General features: G+C 74.7%; 14 protein-coding genes. 7 read left to right on the top strand and 7 right to left on the bottom strand.

Annotation, left to right across the window (positions count from 1 at the left end; genetic code table 11):
- From ACSNOG_RS27775 to ACSNOG_RS27790, 4 genes are all read right to left on the bottom strand, one after another.
- The coding region (locus ACSNOG_RS27775) for a CaiB/BaiF CoA transferase family protein (RefSeq protein ID WP_436755446.1) at positions 1 to 980 on the bottom strand (980 nt) is incomplete at its 3' end.
- Positions 981 to 1147: 167 nt separating this feature from the next.
- Positions 1148 to 1525 (bottom strand): MmcQ/YjbR family DNA-binding protein, encoded by a 378-nt coding sequence (locus tag ACSNOG_RS27780; protein ID WP_436755447.1) that lies wholly within the window; start codon positions 1523 to 1525, stop codon positions 1148 to 1150.
- A 99-nt stretch (positions 1526 to 1624) separates the two neighbouring features.
- Positions 1625 to 2560, bottom strand: coding sequence for a dihydrodipicolinate synthase family protein (locus tag ACSNOG_RS27785; RefSeq protein ID WP_436755448.1), 936 nt, complete (start codon positions 2558 to 2560; stop codon positions 1625 to 1627).
- Positions 2561 to 2676: 116 nt separating this feature from the next.
- Positions 2677 to 3375, bottom strand: a complete 699-nt coding sequence (locus tag ACSNOG_RS27790) for an endonuclease V (RefSeq protein ID WP_436755449.1) — start codon at positions 3373 to 3375, stop codon at positions 2677 to 2679.
- Positions 3376 to 3418: 43 nt separating this feature from the next.
- On the opposite strand from ACSNOG_RS27790, the gene ACSNOG_RS27795 reads away from it, so the two are divergent.
- A complete protein-coding gene (locus tag ACSNOG_RS27795; protein ID WP_382050274.1) occupies positions 3419 to 3718 on the top strand; it encodes a YciI family protein in 300 nt (99 codons plus the stop codon).
- Between the two features lie 40 nt (positions 3719 to 3758).
- On the opposite strand, the gene ACSNOG_RS27800 is transcribed toward ACSNOG_RS27795, so the two are convergent.
- A complete protein-coding gene (locus ACSNOG_RS27800) occupies positions 3759 to 4871 on the bottom strand; it encodes a WD40/YVTN/BNR-like repeat-containing protein (protein ID WP_436755450.1) in 1113 nt (370 codons plus the stop codon).
- Positions 4872 to 5053: 182 nt separating this feature from the next.
- Here ACSNOG_RS27800 and ACSNOG_RS27805 point away from each other — a divergent pair, with 182 nt between their 5' ends.
- Together ACSNOG_RS27805 and ACSNOG_RS27810 are read left to right on the top strand one after the other, a co-directional pair.
- Entirely contained in the window at positions 5054 to 6283 is a 1230-nt protein-coding gene (locus ACSNOG_RS27805) for a sensor histidine kinase (RefSeq protein ID WP_436755451.1), read from the top strand.
- Between the two features lie 270 nt (positions 6284 to 6553).
- Positions 6554 to 6967 carry an SsgA family sporulation/cell division regulator gene (locus ACSNOG_RS27810; protein ID WP_436755452.1) on the top strand — a complete coding sequence of 138 codons (414 nt, stop codon included), beginning with the start codon at positions 6554 to 6556 and terminating at the stop codon, positions 6965 to 6967.
- A 27-nt stretch (positions 6968 to 6994) separates the two neighbouring features.
- Here the strand turns inward: ACSNOG_RS27810 and ACSNOG_RS27815 are convergent, their stop codons facing one another.
- Together ACSNOG_RS27815 and ACSNOG_RS27820 are read right to left on the bottom strand one after the other, a co-directional pair.
- Positions 6995 to 7546: an inorganic diphosphatase gene (locus ACSNOG_RS27815; RefSeq protein WP_436755453.1), complete on the bottom strand. Its 552-nt coding sequence runs from the start codon at positions 7544 to 7546 to the stop codon at positions 6995 to 6997.
- Positions 7547 to 7865: 319 nt separating this feature from the next.
- Positions 7866 to 8774, bottom strand: a complete 909-nt coding sequence (locus ACSNOG_RS27820) for a DMT family transporter (protein WP_436755454.1) — start codon at positions 8772 to 8774, stop codon at positions 7866 to 7868.
- A 356-nt stretch (positions 8775 to 9130) separates the two neighbouring features.
- On the opposite strand from ACSNOG_RS27820, the gene ACSNOG_RS27825 reads away from it, so the two are divergent.
- The 4 genes from ACSNOG_RS27825 to ACSNOG_RS27840 all read left to right on the top strand — a co-directional run bounded on the left by ACSNOG_RS27825 (position 9131) and on the right by ACSNOG_RS27840 (position 14556).
- Positions 9131 to 11239: an MMPL family transporter gene (locus ACSNOG_RS27825; protein ID WP_436755455.1), complete on the top strand. Its 2109-nt coding sequence runs from the start codon at positions 9131 to 9133 to the stop codon at positions 11237 to 11239.
- 26 nt (positions 11240 to 11265) lie between these two features.
- Positions 11266 to 12567, top strand: a complete 1302-nt coding sequence (locus ACSNOG_RS27830; protein WP_436755456.1) for a sensor histidine kinase — start codon at positions 11266 to 11268, stop codon at positions 12565 to 12567.
- A gap of 155 nt (positions 12568 to 12722) precedes the next feature.
- Positions 12723 to 13463, top strand: coding sequence for a response regulator (locus ACSNOG_RS27835; RefSeq protein ID WP_436755457.1), 741 nt, complete (start codon positions 12723 to 12725; stop codon positions 13461 to 13463).
- Between the two features lie 364 nt (positions 13464 to 13827).
- Positions 13828 to 14556, top strand: a complete 729-nt coding sequence (locus ACSNOG_RS27840) for an AfsR/SARP family transcriptional regulator (RefSeq protein ID WP_436755458.1) — start codon at positions 13828 to 13830, stop codon at positions 14554 to 14556.
- Positions 14557 to 14748 lie beyond the last annotated feature (192 nt).

Here is a 14748-nt window from a genome sequence, read left to right on the forward strand (position 1 = left end):
TCCACGAAGGTGCCGCGGGCGGCGAGGTGCGGGTGGGCGGGGGCCTCGCGCAGGGAGAGGACGGGGGCGACGCAGGCGTCCGAGCCGTCGAAGACGGCCGTCCACTCGGCGCGGGTGCGCGTGCGGAAGCGGGCGGCGACGGCGGCGCGCAGCTCGCCCCAGCGGGCCGGGTCGTCGCGGGCGGGTGCGAGCTCGGCGAGGCCGAGGAGCTCCATGAACTCCGTGTAGAAGCGCTGTTCGAGGGCGCCGACCGCCATGTGGCCGCCGTCGGCCGCCTCGTAGGTGCCGTAGAACGGCGATCCGCCGTCGAAGAAGTTGGCCTCGCGGCGGTCCTGCCAGGCGCCGGCGGCGAGCATGCCGTGCAGGAGCGCGGTGAGGTGGGAGGTGCCGTCGACGATGGCCGCGTCGACGACCTGCCCGGTGCCGGCGGCGCGGGCGTGGTGGAGGGCGGCGAGGACGCCGACCACCAGGTAGAGCGCGCCGCCGCCGAAGTCGCCGAGGAGGTTGGCGGGGAAGGCGGGCGGCCCGTCGGCCGGGCCGGACAGGCCGAGGGCTCCGGTGACGGCGATGTACGCGATGTCGTGACCGGCGGTGTCGGCGAGGGGGCCGTGCTGGCCCCAGCCGGTCATCCGCCCGTAGACGAGGCGGGGGTTGCGGGCCAGGCAGGCGTCGGGGCCGACGCCGAGCCGCTCGGCGACGCCGGGCCGGTAGCCCTCGATCAGCACGTCGGCCCGGGCGGCGAGGTCGAGGACCGCCCGGCGGCCGTCGGCGGTCTTCAGGTCGGCCGTCACCGAGCGTTTGTTGCGGTTGGTGACGTCGCGCGACGGGGCGATGTGCAGGCCCGGGCCGCCGGGCCGGTCGACGCGCACGACGTCGGCGCCGAGGTCGGCCAGGAGCATGGCGGCGAACGGGCCGGGCCCGATTCCCGCGAGCTCGACGACGCGCACGCCGTCGAGCGGACCGCCGGCTGTCCCGGTCATCCGGACCCCCTGTGGCTTTGCTGGCTCTGTGACCCGGCCTCGGTGACAGGGCCTCTGCGGCACGGCCTCTGTGACACAACTGCTGTAACACTCGTGATGCTAAGAACAGGTTCCAGTTTTCACAAGACCTCGGCTCCCGGCCGGAGCGTCACATCGCCCCCGCCGGCTCAGCCCGCGTCCAGCTCCGCGACGAGCCGCTTCGGAGCGATGGTCCGGTAGCTCTCCTCCACCCAGTCGCACAGCACCTCCGCCGGAGCGCTCTCCCCGGTGAGCGGGATCGACACCCAGCCGTGCCGCCCGAGGCCGTAGCCCGTGGGCGCCGCACCGTCGACGGCCATGGCGTGGCCGTGCACCTCCTCGTCCTTGAGCTTGACCGAGATGCCGGGCGAATCGGTGTTCGCCTCGGAGCCGAGGAAGACGAAGATCTTCTTGTTGACCTTGACGACGGCATCCTCCTCCCAGGGGAACTCCTCGACGGCGCCGGGCAGCGAGAGCGCGAATTCCCTTACCTTCGCGCGGGCCTTGAGCGGTGCGGACAAGGTCATGGGATGCCTCCGGGTGCGCGCGTGCGCCGCTGTTCCTGTGTTCCTCTTGCGTTCTTCTTGCCCGTACACGCTAGCCCGCGGGTGTGACATCTCCCGGGATCACAGCAGCCCGGCCTCCGCCAGGTGGTGCCGCACGGCCTCCACGGCCGCGCCGGACAGGGGACGCTGCGGCGCGGCCGTCGCCGGACAGCCGATGACCCCCAGCAGGTGCAGGGCGGCCTTGAAGCCGCCCAGCGCGGAGGCGCCCGTGCTCATGCCGGTGAGGTCGCCCGCCCCGGTGAGCGCGAACAGGGCGGCGAGCCGGTCCTGTTCGGCGGCCGCCTCGGCCCAGCGGCCCGCACGGGCGTGCCCGTACAGCCGTACGTACCCGGCCGGGTCCACGTTGCCCAGCCCCGGCACGACACCGTGAGCGCCCGCCAGCAGGGCCCCGTCGACCGCCAGTTCGGAGCCCGTCAGCACGGAGAAGGACCCGGCCCGGCCGTGCCGCCGCAGCTCGACGAGGAGCCGGCGCAGCGCGCCGAGGTCGCCGCTGCTGTCCTTGAGCCCGGCCAGGGTCCCGTCCTCGGCGAGGGGAAGGAGGATGCCCGCGTCCAGGCGGGTGGGCACGGACGAGGGGATGTCGTACGCCACGAGCGGCAGCCCGGCGCCGTCGCGGACGCGGCGGAAGTGGTCACGGACCTCCCCCGGGTGGGTGGCGGCGTAGAAGGGGGCGGTGGCGACGAGCGCGTCCGCGCCGAGCGCCGCGGCGGCCCGGGCGTGGTCCAGGACGCGTGCGGTGCTCATGTCGACCACGCCGGCAAGGACGGGCACCCGCCCGGCGACGGCGTCGACGGCCGCCCGCAGTGCCGTGCGGCGCCGGGCGTCGTCCAGGTGGGCCGTCTCCCCGCTGGAGCCGAGCACGAAGACGGCGTGGGCACCGGCGCCGAGGACGTGTTCCACGAGCGAGCCCAGCGAGCGGGTGTCGACCTCGCCGGACGGGGTCAGCGGTGTGCAGAGCGGCGGAACGACCCCGGACAGGGGCACGGGCAGATCCATGGAGACCGCCTTTCCGGCGCGATACGGCCCGGGCCGGGCCTCGGGAGGGGGCGGGAGCCAGTATGGCGGTGCCGTGCCCCGCCAGGGGGCCGCCCGGCCCGGCAGGTGACCGCCGGTCAGCCCGCGACCAGCCCCTTCAGCGCCCGCCGGCACAGCCCGTCCGCCGCCCGTGTCGTCTCCGGGAGGCGGAAGCCGGGTGCCAGGGCGAGGGTGTGGGCGGTGGCGTTGGCGAGGCTCGTGCGGTGGCCGACGGAGACGAAGACCGGTTTGACGCCGGGCCGGGTGCGCAACGCGCGGCCGACCTCCTCGTCGCCGTCGAGGAGGGGCGAGGTGTCGCCGCGGCACGGTCCGGGGGCGTCGTAGCGGAAGGTGAAGGGGTTCTTGGCGACGCCGATGGTGGGCAGGCCCGTCACGACGCCGAGGTGGCTGGCGAGGCCGAAGCGGCGGGGGTGGGCGAGGCCGTAGCCGTCGCAGACGACCAGGCCGGGGGTGACGGCGAGGCGTTCGAGGGCGGCGAGCACGGTGGGGATCTCGCGGAAGGCCAGCAGCCCGGGGACGTACGGGAAGGCGACCCGCCCGACGGCCGTCGCCTCGTCCACGACGCTCATGGTGGCGGTGTCCAGGGCGACGGCGGCGGCCACGACGACGTCCCGCTCGTCGTCGTAGGCCACGTCGACGCCGACGGCCACGAGCGGCTCGCCGGGCGGCGGGCCCGGTTCGTCCAGGACGGTGCGGCCCCGCAACTCGTTCTGCAGTGCGGTCGCTTCCGCCTCGGTCGTGGGCCAGCCGGGCGGTACGTCGGTTACCTCTGCCATGCTCATAGTGGGCCCACGCTACCCGGCGCGTAGCCTGGCGATCATGTTCGTACTGGAGCTGACCTACATCGCGCCGATCGAGCGCATCGACGCCGCGCTCGCCGAGCACGTGGCCTGGCTGGACGCGCACTACGCGTCCGGCGTCTTCATCGCCTCCGGCCGGAAGGTGCCCCGGGACGGCGGTGTCATCCTCGCCGTGGGCGAGGACCGGGCGAAGATCGAGGAGATCACGCGGAGCGACCCGTTCACCGTGGCGGGCGTGTGCGAGTACTCGATCACCGAGTTCATCCCGACGAAGACAGCCCCTGCCCTGGAGTCCTACCGGCAGGAGCTGCCGTCCTGAACGCGGCTGCCGCCGCCCCGGGTGTGCCTGCCCGGCGCGGCTACCGGCCGGTCAGCCGGGCGATGCGCCCCTTCTCCCCCGCCGCCCAGCAGCCGCCGTCCGGCGCGCAGTCCACCGTGTCGTAGGAGCCGGTGTCGAAGGCGCGCCAGGTGCGGCCCCCGTCCGTCGTGAGGTCGCTGCCCGCCGGGCCGACCGCGAGCGCCGTGGTGCGGCTGTGCGGCAGCCAGGCGACGCCGGAGCGGTAGGAACCGGGCGGGCGGGAGGCCGCCGCCCACGTCGTACCGCCGTCGCCGCTGACGGCCGCGGCCCGCTGCGAGGGCTGCCCGGCGCGGTAGTCGCCGCCGACGGCCAGGCCGTGCGTGCGGTCGCGGAAGGCCAGGCCGAAGACGCCGCGCGCGGGATCGCCGGCCGGGACGGGCGTGCCGGTGACGGTCCAGGTGCGGCCGCGGTCGGCGGAGTGCAGGACGCGCGAGGACGCGGCGCCGCCGGTGGCGATCCAGGCGTCGTGCCGGCCGGAGCTCACCACGCACTGGCCGCTCGCCGCGAAGGCGGCCTCGCCGGGCAGCGCGGCCGGCATGCCGCGGGCGGGCAGGACGCTCCAGCTGCGGCCGCCGTCGCCGGTCGCGAGGATGCGGAAGCGGCCGTCCACGGGGTCGCCGAGGGCGATGCCGTGGCGCGGGTCGAAGAAGGTCAGGCAGTCGTAGAAGGCCTTCGGGTCGGTGTTGCGGAAGGTCTCCGTCCAGGTGCGGCCGCCGTCGTCGGTGCGGAAGACCCTGGACGCCTCGCCCTCGCCGATGGCCAGGACCACGGCCCGGCGGGCGTCGAACGCCTCCACGTCGCGGAACTCCAGGGTGCCCGCGCCGGGCGGCGAGACGTTTCGCCAGCTGCGTCCGCCGTCGCGGGTGAGCAGGACCGTCCCCTTCGTGCCGGCGGCCCACGCCGTGGAGCGGCTGACCGCCGCGAGCCCCCGGAAGCGGGCGTCGCTGCCACTGTCCCGGCCGTCCCAGGCCGGGCTGGTGGGCCTGCCGTCCGCGTGGGCGGGCGGGGGTGCGAGTGCGGTGCCCGCGGGTGCGATCGTGGTGCCCGCGAGGGCGAGTGCGGCGCCGCACAGGGCCGCGCCGAGGGTGCGTAACGTCGTCAGCGTCCGTCTCATGACCGGGCAAGCTAGCAGCTGTACGGCTCGGGTTCACCGGGGCCGGACGGAGGTTCCGGCACCCAGGCCGGAGGACCTGGCGTCGGTGAGGGTTCAAACGTCCAACGTTCATCCTTTTGGCCGGGGCGGAGTGGCTGGACGGGCGATCCGCCGCCCCCGGGCGCGCGCCTAGCGTGAAGCGCATGACGCCGACATCCCTGCCGTCCGTCCCTGCCCGGAGCGCCCCCTGGAGCGCCTCCCGGACCGCCCTCCGGGCCGCCCGGCGCCGCCGGCTCGGCCGGCTGCTGGCCGGCCTGTGCGGCCTGTGCGGCCTGTGGCTGCTGGAGGGCCGTCTGCTGGCGCGCGGAGCCGTCTTTCCCGGGCAGGCCTGCGGCCACCACGCCCACCTCGTGGTGTGGACCGCGGGGCTGCTGGTGGCCCTGTGCCTGCTGCCCTGGGCCCCGCTCGCCGCGCGGGCCGCGGCCGCGGTCGCGGTGTCCTGGGCGGCGACCGGCTACCTGATGGCCGCGGGCGAGCGCCTGCCCGCCTGGGGAGTGACGGAGAGCGCGGCCCTGCTGGTGCTGCTCGCCCTGGTCGCGTGGCGGGTGCCGGTGCGGGCCGCCGTGCCGGCGGGCGTCGCGCTGGCCGCCGGGGTCCTGGTGGCGCCCGTGCGCGACACCGGCGCGCCCGGCGCCGCCGTCGTCGTCTACGCCCTGGTCGTCGCCGTCGTCGCCTCGGCGGGCCTGTGCCTGCGCTACCGGGACGCCGAACGCGCCCGGGCCGTGGCCGCCGCCCGCGAGGCCGAGCGCCTGGAGCTGGCGGGCGAGCTGCACGACTTCGTCTCCCACCACGTCGCCGCGATGACGCTGCTGGCCAAGGCCACCGGAACCGTCGCCGAGGACGAGCGGGTCGCCGCGTCGCTGCGGGACATCCAGGCCGCGGGCGACGAGGCGCTGACCTCGTCCCGGCGGCTGCTGCGCGTCCTGCACCACGACGACGGGGACGCGGCCCCGCGCGCTCCGCTGCCCGGACTGGACGGGGTGAGCGCACTGGTCGACGACTTCCGCCGGACGGGGCCGGGCGCCGTGCGGGTCGACCTCCACGTCGACCCCCGCTTCGGCTCCGGGCTGGCCCCGGAGCTGGCCGCCTCCGTCCACCGGATCGTCGCCGAAGGGCTGGCCAACGTGGCCAAGCACAGTCCCGGGGCGTCGGCCGTGCGCGTGACGCTGCGCGGGGCGGAGCGGCGCCTGCTCGTGTCCGTGCGCGACGACGGCCCCGCGGGGCGGCCGGCGCCGCACGCGCCCGAGGACACCGGGGGCCTCGGGCTGGTCGGGCTGAGCGAGCGGGCGGACGCGATCGGCGGGTCCCTGACGGCCGGGCCGGTCCCGGGCGGGGGGTGGGAGGTACTGGCGGTGCTGCCGGTGCAGAGGTGATCAGAGTGGTGTTCGGGCAGCGATTTCATGGCTGAGACGGCTTATGTCTTTTCCAATCAAAGGATCGTGATGCAGGTCACGCTTGAATCATGTGCACTGCAGCGATCGAACCGCCGTCTCTCCAGACGGCGTCTCTCCGGACGGCGGACCCCTCCCGGATCCGCCGGCGGCGGGCACGCCCGCCACGGCAGCACCGCATCAGGACCCCGCACCACCCCGTACCACCGCAAGGACCCGCACCACATCACAGCGATCGCGAGGGAGCACGCGTTGTCCACTGTCATCGACCAGGCTGTCCAGGCACGGCTCATTGTGTCGGCCCCGCAGGACCGCGCCGTCCCCGCACAGCTGCGCTACGTACCCTCCGATCCCTTCGCCGTCCACATCGCCTTCCCGCCCGTGGCCTCCCTCGACGGGGCCGACGTGGAATGGGTCTTCGCCCGCGAGACGCTCGCCTGCGGCCTGATCGCACCGACCGGGGGCGGCGACGTCCACGTGTGGCCGTGCGGACCGGACCGCACGGTGCTGGAGTTCCACGCCGTGGAGGGCGTGGCCATGGTGCAGATCGACACCTCCGAGCTGCGGCGCTTCCTCGCACGCTCCTACGCGCTCGTACCGGCCGGCAGCGAGGGCGGCCACCTCGATGTGGACGGGGACCTCGCCGCGCTGCTGCGGGAGGCCTGAGCACGCGGGGTACGCGGCGCGGCGGTCCTACGGCACGGGCGGCGGCGACGGGCGCGGGGAGGGGGGCGCCTGGTGCTCCCGCCCGTGCCCGGCGCGGGTCGCCGCGGCCCGCTCGTAGGAGGCGGAGATCTCCGCCTCGGCGGCGGTGCGGTCCGCCCAGCGGGCGCCCTCGTCCACGGACTTGCCGGGTTCGAGCTCCTTGTACACCTCGAAGAAGTGCTGGATCTCCAGGCGGTCGAACTCGGGCAGGTGGCGCAGGTCCCTCATGTGCTCGTGGCGGGGGTCGCCCGACGGGACGCACAACACCTTGTCGTCCTCGCCCTTCTCGTCGCGCATGCGGAACATCCCGATGGCGCGGCACCTGATGACGATCCCCGGGAAGGTCGGCTCGCCCGCGAGGACGAGGGCGTCGAGCGGTTCGCCGTCGGCACCGAGGGTCCGCTCGATGTAGCCGTAGTCGGCGGGATAGCGGGTCGAGGTGAACAGCAGCCGGTCCAGGCGGATGCGGCCGAGCTCGTGGTCCATCTCGTACTTGTTGCGGCTGCCTTGCGGGATCTCCACGACGACGTCGAAGTCCACGGGGCTCCTCCGGAGGGGGCGGGCCGGACGGGCCCCATCGTGTCGCGCTTCCCGCGCCACGGCCATACCTCCTCCCGGAGCGCGGTCACGAACGGGGTGCTCACGTGTACGGCTCCGCGGCACCGGGGCGCCCTCGGCGCGGCACCGCCGGGACGCACCGTCCCAACTGATCACCGCCGCGGCGGAAGAGAGTTTCGGGCACCCCCGGGGGCTGCCGCCACGGCTCCCCTTCGGTACGGCGCCGTCGGGCCGGGCCGACTGGTCAGGGCCGCGGCGTGCAACCCCGGCGGCAGGGTGATCGGGCCCGGGCCCGGGCCCGTTACTCCCGGTCCGCCGCGGCATGGGTGAGTCTTCGGCGGGCGCCCGGGATCGCGGGGGTGCCGGCGGACGCGCGGGCGTCGGCGCGGTCCGGGGTGAGGCGGCTCAAGGTGATGACTCCCGCCGTGGCGACCGCGCCGGCGAGGACGGCCAGGAGGCCGCCCGCCACCCCGTAACGGAACGTTTCTCCCAGCACCGCCGTCCCGACGGCAGCCGCCACCACGGGGTTCACGGTGGTCACCGTCGCGAGCGGCGCCGCCAGCCCCGCCCCGCGGTAGGAGGCCTGGGACAGGAGCATGCCGGCCGCGGCGAGGACCACGGTGGCCGGCACCGTGAAGGCGAGGAAGTCCGTCGCGTGCGAGGTCCAGTCCTGCGCTGCGGCCTTGGTGAGCACGGAGGCCATGCCGTACGCGGTGCCGGCGGCCGCGGCCAGGACCACTCCGCGTACGACGGCCCGCCGCGCCCAGCGCGCGCCCAGCGCGAGGACGGCCGCTGCGGCGAGTGCCAGGGCGGCGAGGCCGGGCCGCCGGCCGGCGTCGAGGGACTCGGCGTGCGGCGGGCCGGTCAGGGTCAGGAGGCCGGCGAGCCCGGCGGTGGCCAGCAGCGCGCCGCGCCACCCCGCCGCGCCCACGGGTCTGCGGGCGGCGAGGGCCGCCATGGGCAGCGCGAAGACGATCGTGAGCGCCCCGAGGGGCTGGACGAGGCTCAGCGGCCCGTAGGCGAGCGCCACCACGTGCAGCCCCGCGCCGAGCCCGGTCAGGGCGACCGCGCCCCACCAGCCCGGCCGGCGCAGGGGCCCGCAGGGCCCGCCGGGCGCCGTGGCCGCGACCCGTTCCTGCACGACGGCCGCGCCCGCGTACGCCACCGCCGAGACCAGGCAGAGCAGCACCGGGAGCAGGAGCGCGCTCACACCGCTCTCCGTCGCCGCCCGGGCCCGCGGCCCTTCGTGTGCGCCCTGCGCTCCCTGCCCTTCATACCTCCACCATGCCTCGGTGCCCCCGCATCCGTCGTCGTCCCGGGGGACGGATCCGGCCCTCCTACCAGCGGAGTACGGGATGACACCGAGCGTCCGCTCCCGTCACCGAATGTCCGCACCCGGCCGCTCCCGCCCCGGCCCGGCCGCGTTACTCCCGCGGGAGTACCAACTGCCCCGTTGCACCCGGCGGATTAGCTTCCGCTTCGCTCTCCGGGCCGACGTGCCGGGCGCTTCGCGCCGGAATCCTGGGAGGGTCACTGGATTTCGGCTCGGAGGAGGCGGCGGGAGACATGACTCCGGCGGCGGAAACGCAGCGGAAGGAAGGCCGGCTGCGACCGGCACGCGAAGGGAGGTCGAGGCGCCGCGCCCTGCCGTGGGCGGTGATCGCCCTGTGGATCGTGGTGCTCGCGGTCACGGCGCCCTTCGCCGAGAAGCTCAGCGGCGCGGCGCGCGACCGGCCGGTGGACTACCTGCCGGCCAGCGCCGAGTCCACCAGGGTCGAGCACTTGCTGCAGAAGCTGCCGGGCGGCAACACCTCGGACGCCATCCTCGTGTACCACCGCGACGGCGGCCTCTCCGAGGGCGACCGCAAGGCCGCGCAGGCGCAGATCAAGCGGATCGCGGGGCGCTACGAACTGCGGGGCGGGAGCGAGCCGCCCACGGTCGTCTCCAAGGACGGCGCCACGACGATGACGGCGCTGTCGGTGACCGGGCTGGCGGACGCGGCCGCGCAGGGCAAGGCGGTCGACGGGATCCGGGACATCGTCAAGCAGGACAAGCCCGAGGGCCTGAAGGCCGAGCTCGGCGGGCAGGTGGCCCTCGCCTCCGATCAGAACGAGGTCTTCCAGTCCATCGACAGCACCCTGCTGCTGGGCACCGCGGGCGTCGTCGCCGTCCTGCTCATCCTGATCTACCGCAGCCCCTTCCTGTGGCTGGTCCCGCTCTGCGTGGTCGGGGTCGCGGCCTCGGCGGCCATGGCGGGCGTGTACGGGCTGATCAAGGCCTTCGACCTCACGGTGACGACGATGAGCACGTCGGTGATGACCGTGCTCATCTTCGGCGCGGGCACGGACTACGCGCTGCTGCTGGTGGCCCGCTACCGCGAGGAGCTGCGCCACACCGAGCAGCCGTACGACGCGATGGCGTCCGCGATCCGCGGCTGCGGCCCGGCCGTCCTCGCCTCCTCCGGAACCGTCGTCGCGGGCCTGATGTGCCTGATGGCGGCGGACCTCAACAGCAGCAGCGGCCTCGGGCCGGTCGGCGCGGTGGGGGTCTTCTGCGCGCTGGCGGCCATGCTGACGCTGCTGCCGGCGGTGCTGGTCCTGCTGGGCCGCCGCGTCTTCTGGCCGATCGTGCCGGCCTACGGTACGGAGCCCGTGCACCGGCGTTCGCTGTTCGCGGCGATGGGCAACTCCGCGGGCCGCCGCCCGGGCCTGGTGCTGCTGTGCGGTGTCGCGGCGCTGGCGGCCCTGTCGGTCGGCGCCGTGAAGCTGCCGGGCACGCTGAAGCAGGAGGACGCCTTCCTCAAGAAGCCCGACTCGGTCGCCGCGATGCGCACGCTCGCCGACGCCTTCCCCGACTCCAGCAGCCTGCCGATCACCGTCGTGACGCGTACCGAACAGGCGGGCGAGGTGGAGAAGCGCGTCAAGGCGACGAAGGGCGTCGCCGCGGTGCAGCCGGGCCGCAGCGGTGAGGACCGCACCGAGCTGCAGGTGTTCTCCGTGGCCAAGCCCGAGTCGGACGGCGAGAAGAAGACCATCACCGCCCTGCGCGGCGCGGTGCACGACGTGCCGGGAGCGCAGGCGATCGTCGGCGGGCCCACCGCCCAGCAGATGGACCTCGCGACGACCAACGCGGACGACCGGGTCAAGGTGATCCCGCTGGTGCTGATCGCGGTGCTGCTCGTCCTGATCGCCCTGCTGCGCAGCCTCGTGGCGTCCTTGGTGCTCGTCCTCGCCGTGATCGCCTCCTGGGGCGCGGCGATGGGGCTCAGCGGCCTGGTCTTCGGCCCGGCCCTCGGCTACAAGGGCCTCGACCCCAGCCTGCCGCTGCTGACGTTCGTCTTCCTCGTCGCGCTGGGCGTCGACTACGGCATCTTCCTGATGCACCGGGCCCGTGAGGAACGGCTGAGGGGCGCGGACTCCTCGGAGGCGGCGCTCACCGCGCTGCGCACCACGGGCGGGGTCATCACCTCCGCGGGCATCGTGCTGGCGGCCACCTTCGCCGTGCTGGCGACGCTGCCGCTGGTGGCGCTGGTCGAGATGGGCTTCATCATCGCGGTCGGCGTGCTGCTGGACACCTTCCTGGTCCGTACCTATCTGGTCACCTCTGCAAGCCTGTTGCTGAAGAGGTGGATGTGGTGGCCCGGGAAGCTCTCCCGGGGTTCGATGGAAGCGTGATGCCGTCCCGGGACCCGGTTGCCCCCATGATCGCGCGTCTGCTGCTGCCGCGGCACGCGGCGGTACGACGCAGTGTCCTGCTGCAGGACTTCGGAATCGCGCTGGCGGTGCTCGCCGTGCAGAGCGTGCTCTTCCTGGTCACCACGCGGCGGTCACCGGACCTCCCGGGCTGGGCGCTCCTGACCGGCGCCGCGCTCGTCCTGACGGCGCGGCGCCAGGCGCCGTGGCTCACGGTGCTGGCCGTTGCCTGTATGAACGGCCCGTTCTACGCACTGGGTTACCCCCGCACCGCGGTGCTCCCGGCGGGCCTGGTGGCCTTGTGCACGCTCGCCGTCGTCGGCCCGCCCAAGCGCAGCTTCCTCACCCTCGGCGGCATCTTCGGCGTGGCCACGGCCGTCCTGCTGGCGTTCGGCAAGGGGCACGAGATCGTGCCGACGCTGGTGAGCGCCGGCTGGATCGCCGACGTCGTCCTGATCGGCGAGGCGGTGCGCCTGCACCGCAATTACGTCGGGGCCATCATGGAGCGCGCGGAGCGCGCCGAGGCGACGCGCGAGCGCGAGGCGGCGCGCAGGGTCGCGGAGGAGCGCGTACACATCGCGCGCGACCTCCACGACCTGCTGGCCCACAGCATCACCCTGATCGGGGTGCAGACGGCGGTCGCGGCCCACGTCCTGGTCGCCGATCCCGAGCGGCTGGACCGTACGGCCCTGGCCAAGGCGCTGGACGGGATCGCCGACACGTGCCGGGACGCCAGGGCGGAGCTGCGCGGGACGCTGGAGGTGCTCCGCGGTAACGATTCCGCGGGCTACGGGCCCCTGCCGGGCCTCGACGGACTGCCCGACCTGGCGCGGGCGGCGGAGGCGGCCGGGGCCCGGGTGAGCCTGCAGGTGCACATGGGGCCGGAGCCGCAGGGCGGGACGACGGCGGTCAACGGGTCGCGTCCGGGCGCCTCACCGGATGCCGCCGCAACGGCCGTCCTGGCACCGGCAGTCGGCGCCGCTGCGTACCGTATCGTGCAGGAAGCGCTCACCAACGCGGTCCGCCACGGCGGGCCCGCGGTCCGCGTCTGGGTGACGGTGGCGCGCAGCGAGGCCGACGGCGCCCTGCGGGTCACCGTGCTCGACGACGGCGGCTCGGGGGCGCCCGCGCGCGAGCCGGTGCCGGGGAACGAGCCGAACGGCACCGGCGGTTACGGCATCGTCGGCATGCGCGAGCGGGCCCGCAGCGTCGGCGGCGGGCTGCAGGCCGGGCCGCGCACCGGCGGCGCGGGGTTCGCGGTCACCGCGGTCCTGCCGTCGGCACCGGCGGACGGGACCGCCCTGCGGTGAGTGCGCCCGTGACCGTGCTGCCGAACTCCTTGTCCCGCATCAGCGAACGGCCCGCGCCGCGGGGCGCGGGGCGGTTTCCCACCCCGAAGGATGACTCCGATGAGAGCAGTACCCACTCCGGCCGCACCGCGCTCCCCCGGGGGGAGGGGCGGCCGATGAACGCGCAGCAGCCGATCCGGGTCCTGCTCGCCGACGACCAGCGGCTCGTCCGCTCCGCGTTCGCGATGCTGGTGGACACCGCCCCCGACATGGAGGTCGTGGGCGAGGCGGGCACGGGCCGGCAGGCCGTCGAGCTGGCCCGCAGCGCCCGCGCCGACCTGGTGGTGATGGACATCCGGATGCCGGACCTGGACGGCATCGAGGCGACCCAGAGGATCGCGGCCGACGAGGACATGGCCGGCGTGAAAGTGCTCGTCCTGACGACGTACGACACCGACGAGTACGTCATCGACGCGTTGCGGGCGGGCGCCTCGGGCTTCCTGGTGAAGGACACGCGCCCGGCCGCGCTGCTGGAGGCGATCCGGACCATCGCCGCCGGCGAGGCGCTGCTGTCCCCCGGCCCGACCTCGCGCCTGATCGCCCGGGTGCTGAGGGCGCCGCGGGCGGACATCCCGGCCGGCTTCGTGAGCAACGGACTCGCGGTGCTCTCGGTCCGCGAGCGCCAGGTGCTGACCCTGGTGGCCAGGGGCCTGAACAACGCCGAGGTGGGCGATGTGCTCGGGCTCAGCCCGCTCACCGCAAAGACCCATGTCAGCCGCATCATGGGCAAGTTGTGCGCCCGGGACCGCGTCCAGCTGGTCATTGCCGCGTACGAGGCGGGGCTGGTGACGCCGGGAGCCGTGCCGGGGGTGCCGCCCGCGGGAGGCGGCGGGGGCGGTGGCGCGTACTCTTCCTGAAGACCCCCTGAAGAGAACGGGCACCGCCCCTACGCAAGGGTGCGGAACGGCGCGGGCGACCCGCGTCATCCGAGTGTTGACGCCGCGTTGAGCCGGGCGCGCGGGTGCCTCAATGAACGTTCGAGGCGCCGGCCCGGCTCCGCCATCCGTTGAGGGCGGAAAGGGGCCGGGGGATGGATGACGCCGGTTGTTCCACGTTGCAAGGATTGGGCGCCGAAAGGGGGAAAAGCCTGTCCAATCTCCTGTTCTGATCTCCGGCGGAAACCGCTGTGGGGGGAAATTCGTGCAAATTGAAATACTCGGTCCGGTGCGCGTCAGCGTTGCGGAGAGGAGCAGCGACATTCGGGCCAGCAAGGTCCGTTCCATGCTCGCGACCCTCGCCCTCCGTGCGGGCCGGGCGGTATCGCACTTGGAGCTCGTCGACGAGCTGTGGTGCGGTTCCGCCCTCGGCAATCCCCGCAACGCCCTGCAGGCCCAGGCCACCAGGGTGCGCAAAGTACTCGAGGCACACACTCCGATGCACCGCACGACGGTCCTGCGCGCCGTGCCGAACGGCTATCTGCTGGACGTGCCGGCGGAGTGCGTCGACGCCAACAGATTCCTCGACCTCGCCTCTCGCGGCGGAGCCGCGCTGACCACCGACCCCGAGCGGGCGGCGAGGCTGCTGGAGACCGGTCTGCGGCTGTGGCGCGGCCCGGCGCTGTTCGACGCCGGGGAGGGGCTGCGGTGCGCGAGCGCCGCGACCCTCTTCGAGGAGCGGCGGCTGACCGCGTGGGAGGACCTGGTGAGCGCCCGTCTGGTGCTCGGCCACAACACGCAGGTGATAGCCGAACTGCAGCAACTCGTCGCGCAGCACCCGCTGCACGAGCGGTTCTGCGAGCTGCTGATGCTGGCGCTGTACCGGTCCGGGCGGCAGAGCGAGGCGCTGGAGCGCTTCCGCCTGACGCGCAAGCGGCTGGACGAGCAGCTGGGCATCCAGCCGGGTGCCGGGCTGCAGCGCCGCCACGCCGAGATCCTCGCCCAGGATCCCGGGCTGGCGCAGCCGGGCGCGCTGTGGAACGGAGGGTGCGAGCCGGTCGCGACGAGCGCGTAGCGCCCCGCGGCCGCGGCCGGGCGGCACCGTGCGGCGCCGCCCGGTACGTCACCGTGCGCAAGCCGCGCCGTGGCCGCGCGCCACCGGCGGGCTGCCCCGCCCGGAGCCGTTGCCGGATCCGGCAGCACCGAGACAACTGGAGCCATCCCGCATGCACTCCGAGTTCGACGCGCGCGGTGCCGCCGGCACCTG

Origin of the sequence: Streptomyces sp. URMC 124 (assembly GCF_051386455.1) — a bacterium.
Lineage (GTDB): Bacteria > Actinomycetota > Actinomycetes > Streptomycetales > Streptomycetaceae > Streptomyces.

Bases quoted from the DNA above. Each gene is read 5' to 3' on its own strand.
- ACSNOG_RS27780 (WP_436755447.1), bottom strand. From the start codon at position 1,525: ATGACCTTGTCCGCACCGCTCAAGGCCCGCGCGAAGGTAAGGGAATTC.
- ACSNOG_RS27785 (WP_436755448.1), bottom strand. From the start codon at position 2,560: ATGGATCTGCCCGTGCCCCTGTCCGGGGTCGTTCCGCCGCTCTGCACA.
- ACSNOG_RS27790 (WP_436755449.1), bottom strand. From the start codon at position 3,375: ATGGCAGAGGTAACCGACGTACCGCCCGGCTGGCCCACGACCGAGGCG.
- ACSNOG_RS27795 (WP_382050274.1), top strand. From the start codon at position 3,419: ATGTTCGTACTGGAGCTGACCTACATCGCGCCGATCGAGCGCATCGAC.
- ACSNOG_RS27800 (WP_436755450.1), bottom strand. From the start codon at position 4,871: ATGAGACGGACGCTGACGACGTTACGCACCCTCGGCGCGGCCCTGTGC.
- ACSNOG_RS27805 (WP_436755451.1), top strand. From the start codon at position 5,054: ATGACGCCGACATCCCTGCCGTCCGTCCCTGCCCGGAGCGCCCCCTGG.
- ACSNOG_RS27825 (WP_436755455.1), top strand. From the start codon at position 9,131: ATGACTCCGGCGGCGGAAACGCAGCGGAAGGAAGGCCGGCTGCGACCG.
- ACSNOG_RS27830 (WP_436755456.1), top strand. From the start codon at position 11,266: ATGATCGCGCGTCTGCTGCTGCCGCGGCACGCGGCGGTACGACGCAGT.
- ACSNOG_RS27835 (WP_436755457.1), top strand. From the start codon at position 12,723: ATGAACGCGCAGCAGCCGATCCGGGTCCTGCTCGCCGACGACCAGCGG.
- ACSNOG_RS27840 (WP_436755458.1), top strand. From the start codon at position 13,828: ATGCTCGCGACCCTCGCCCTCCGTGCGGGCCGGGCGGTATCGCACTTG.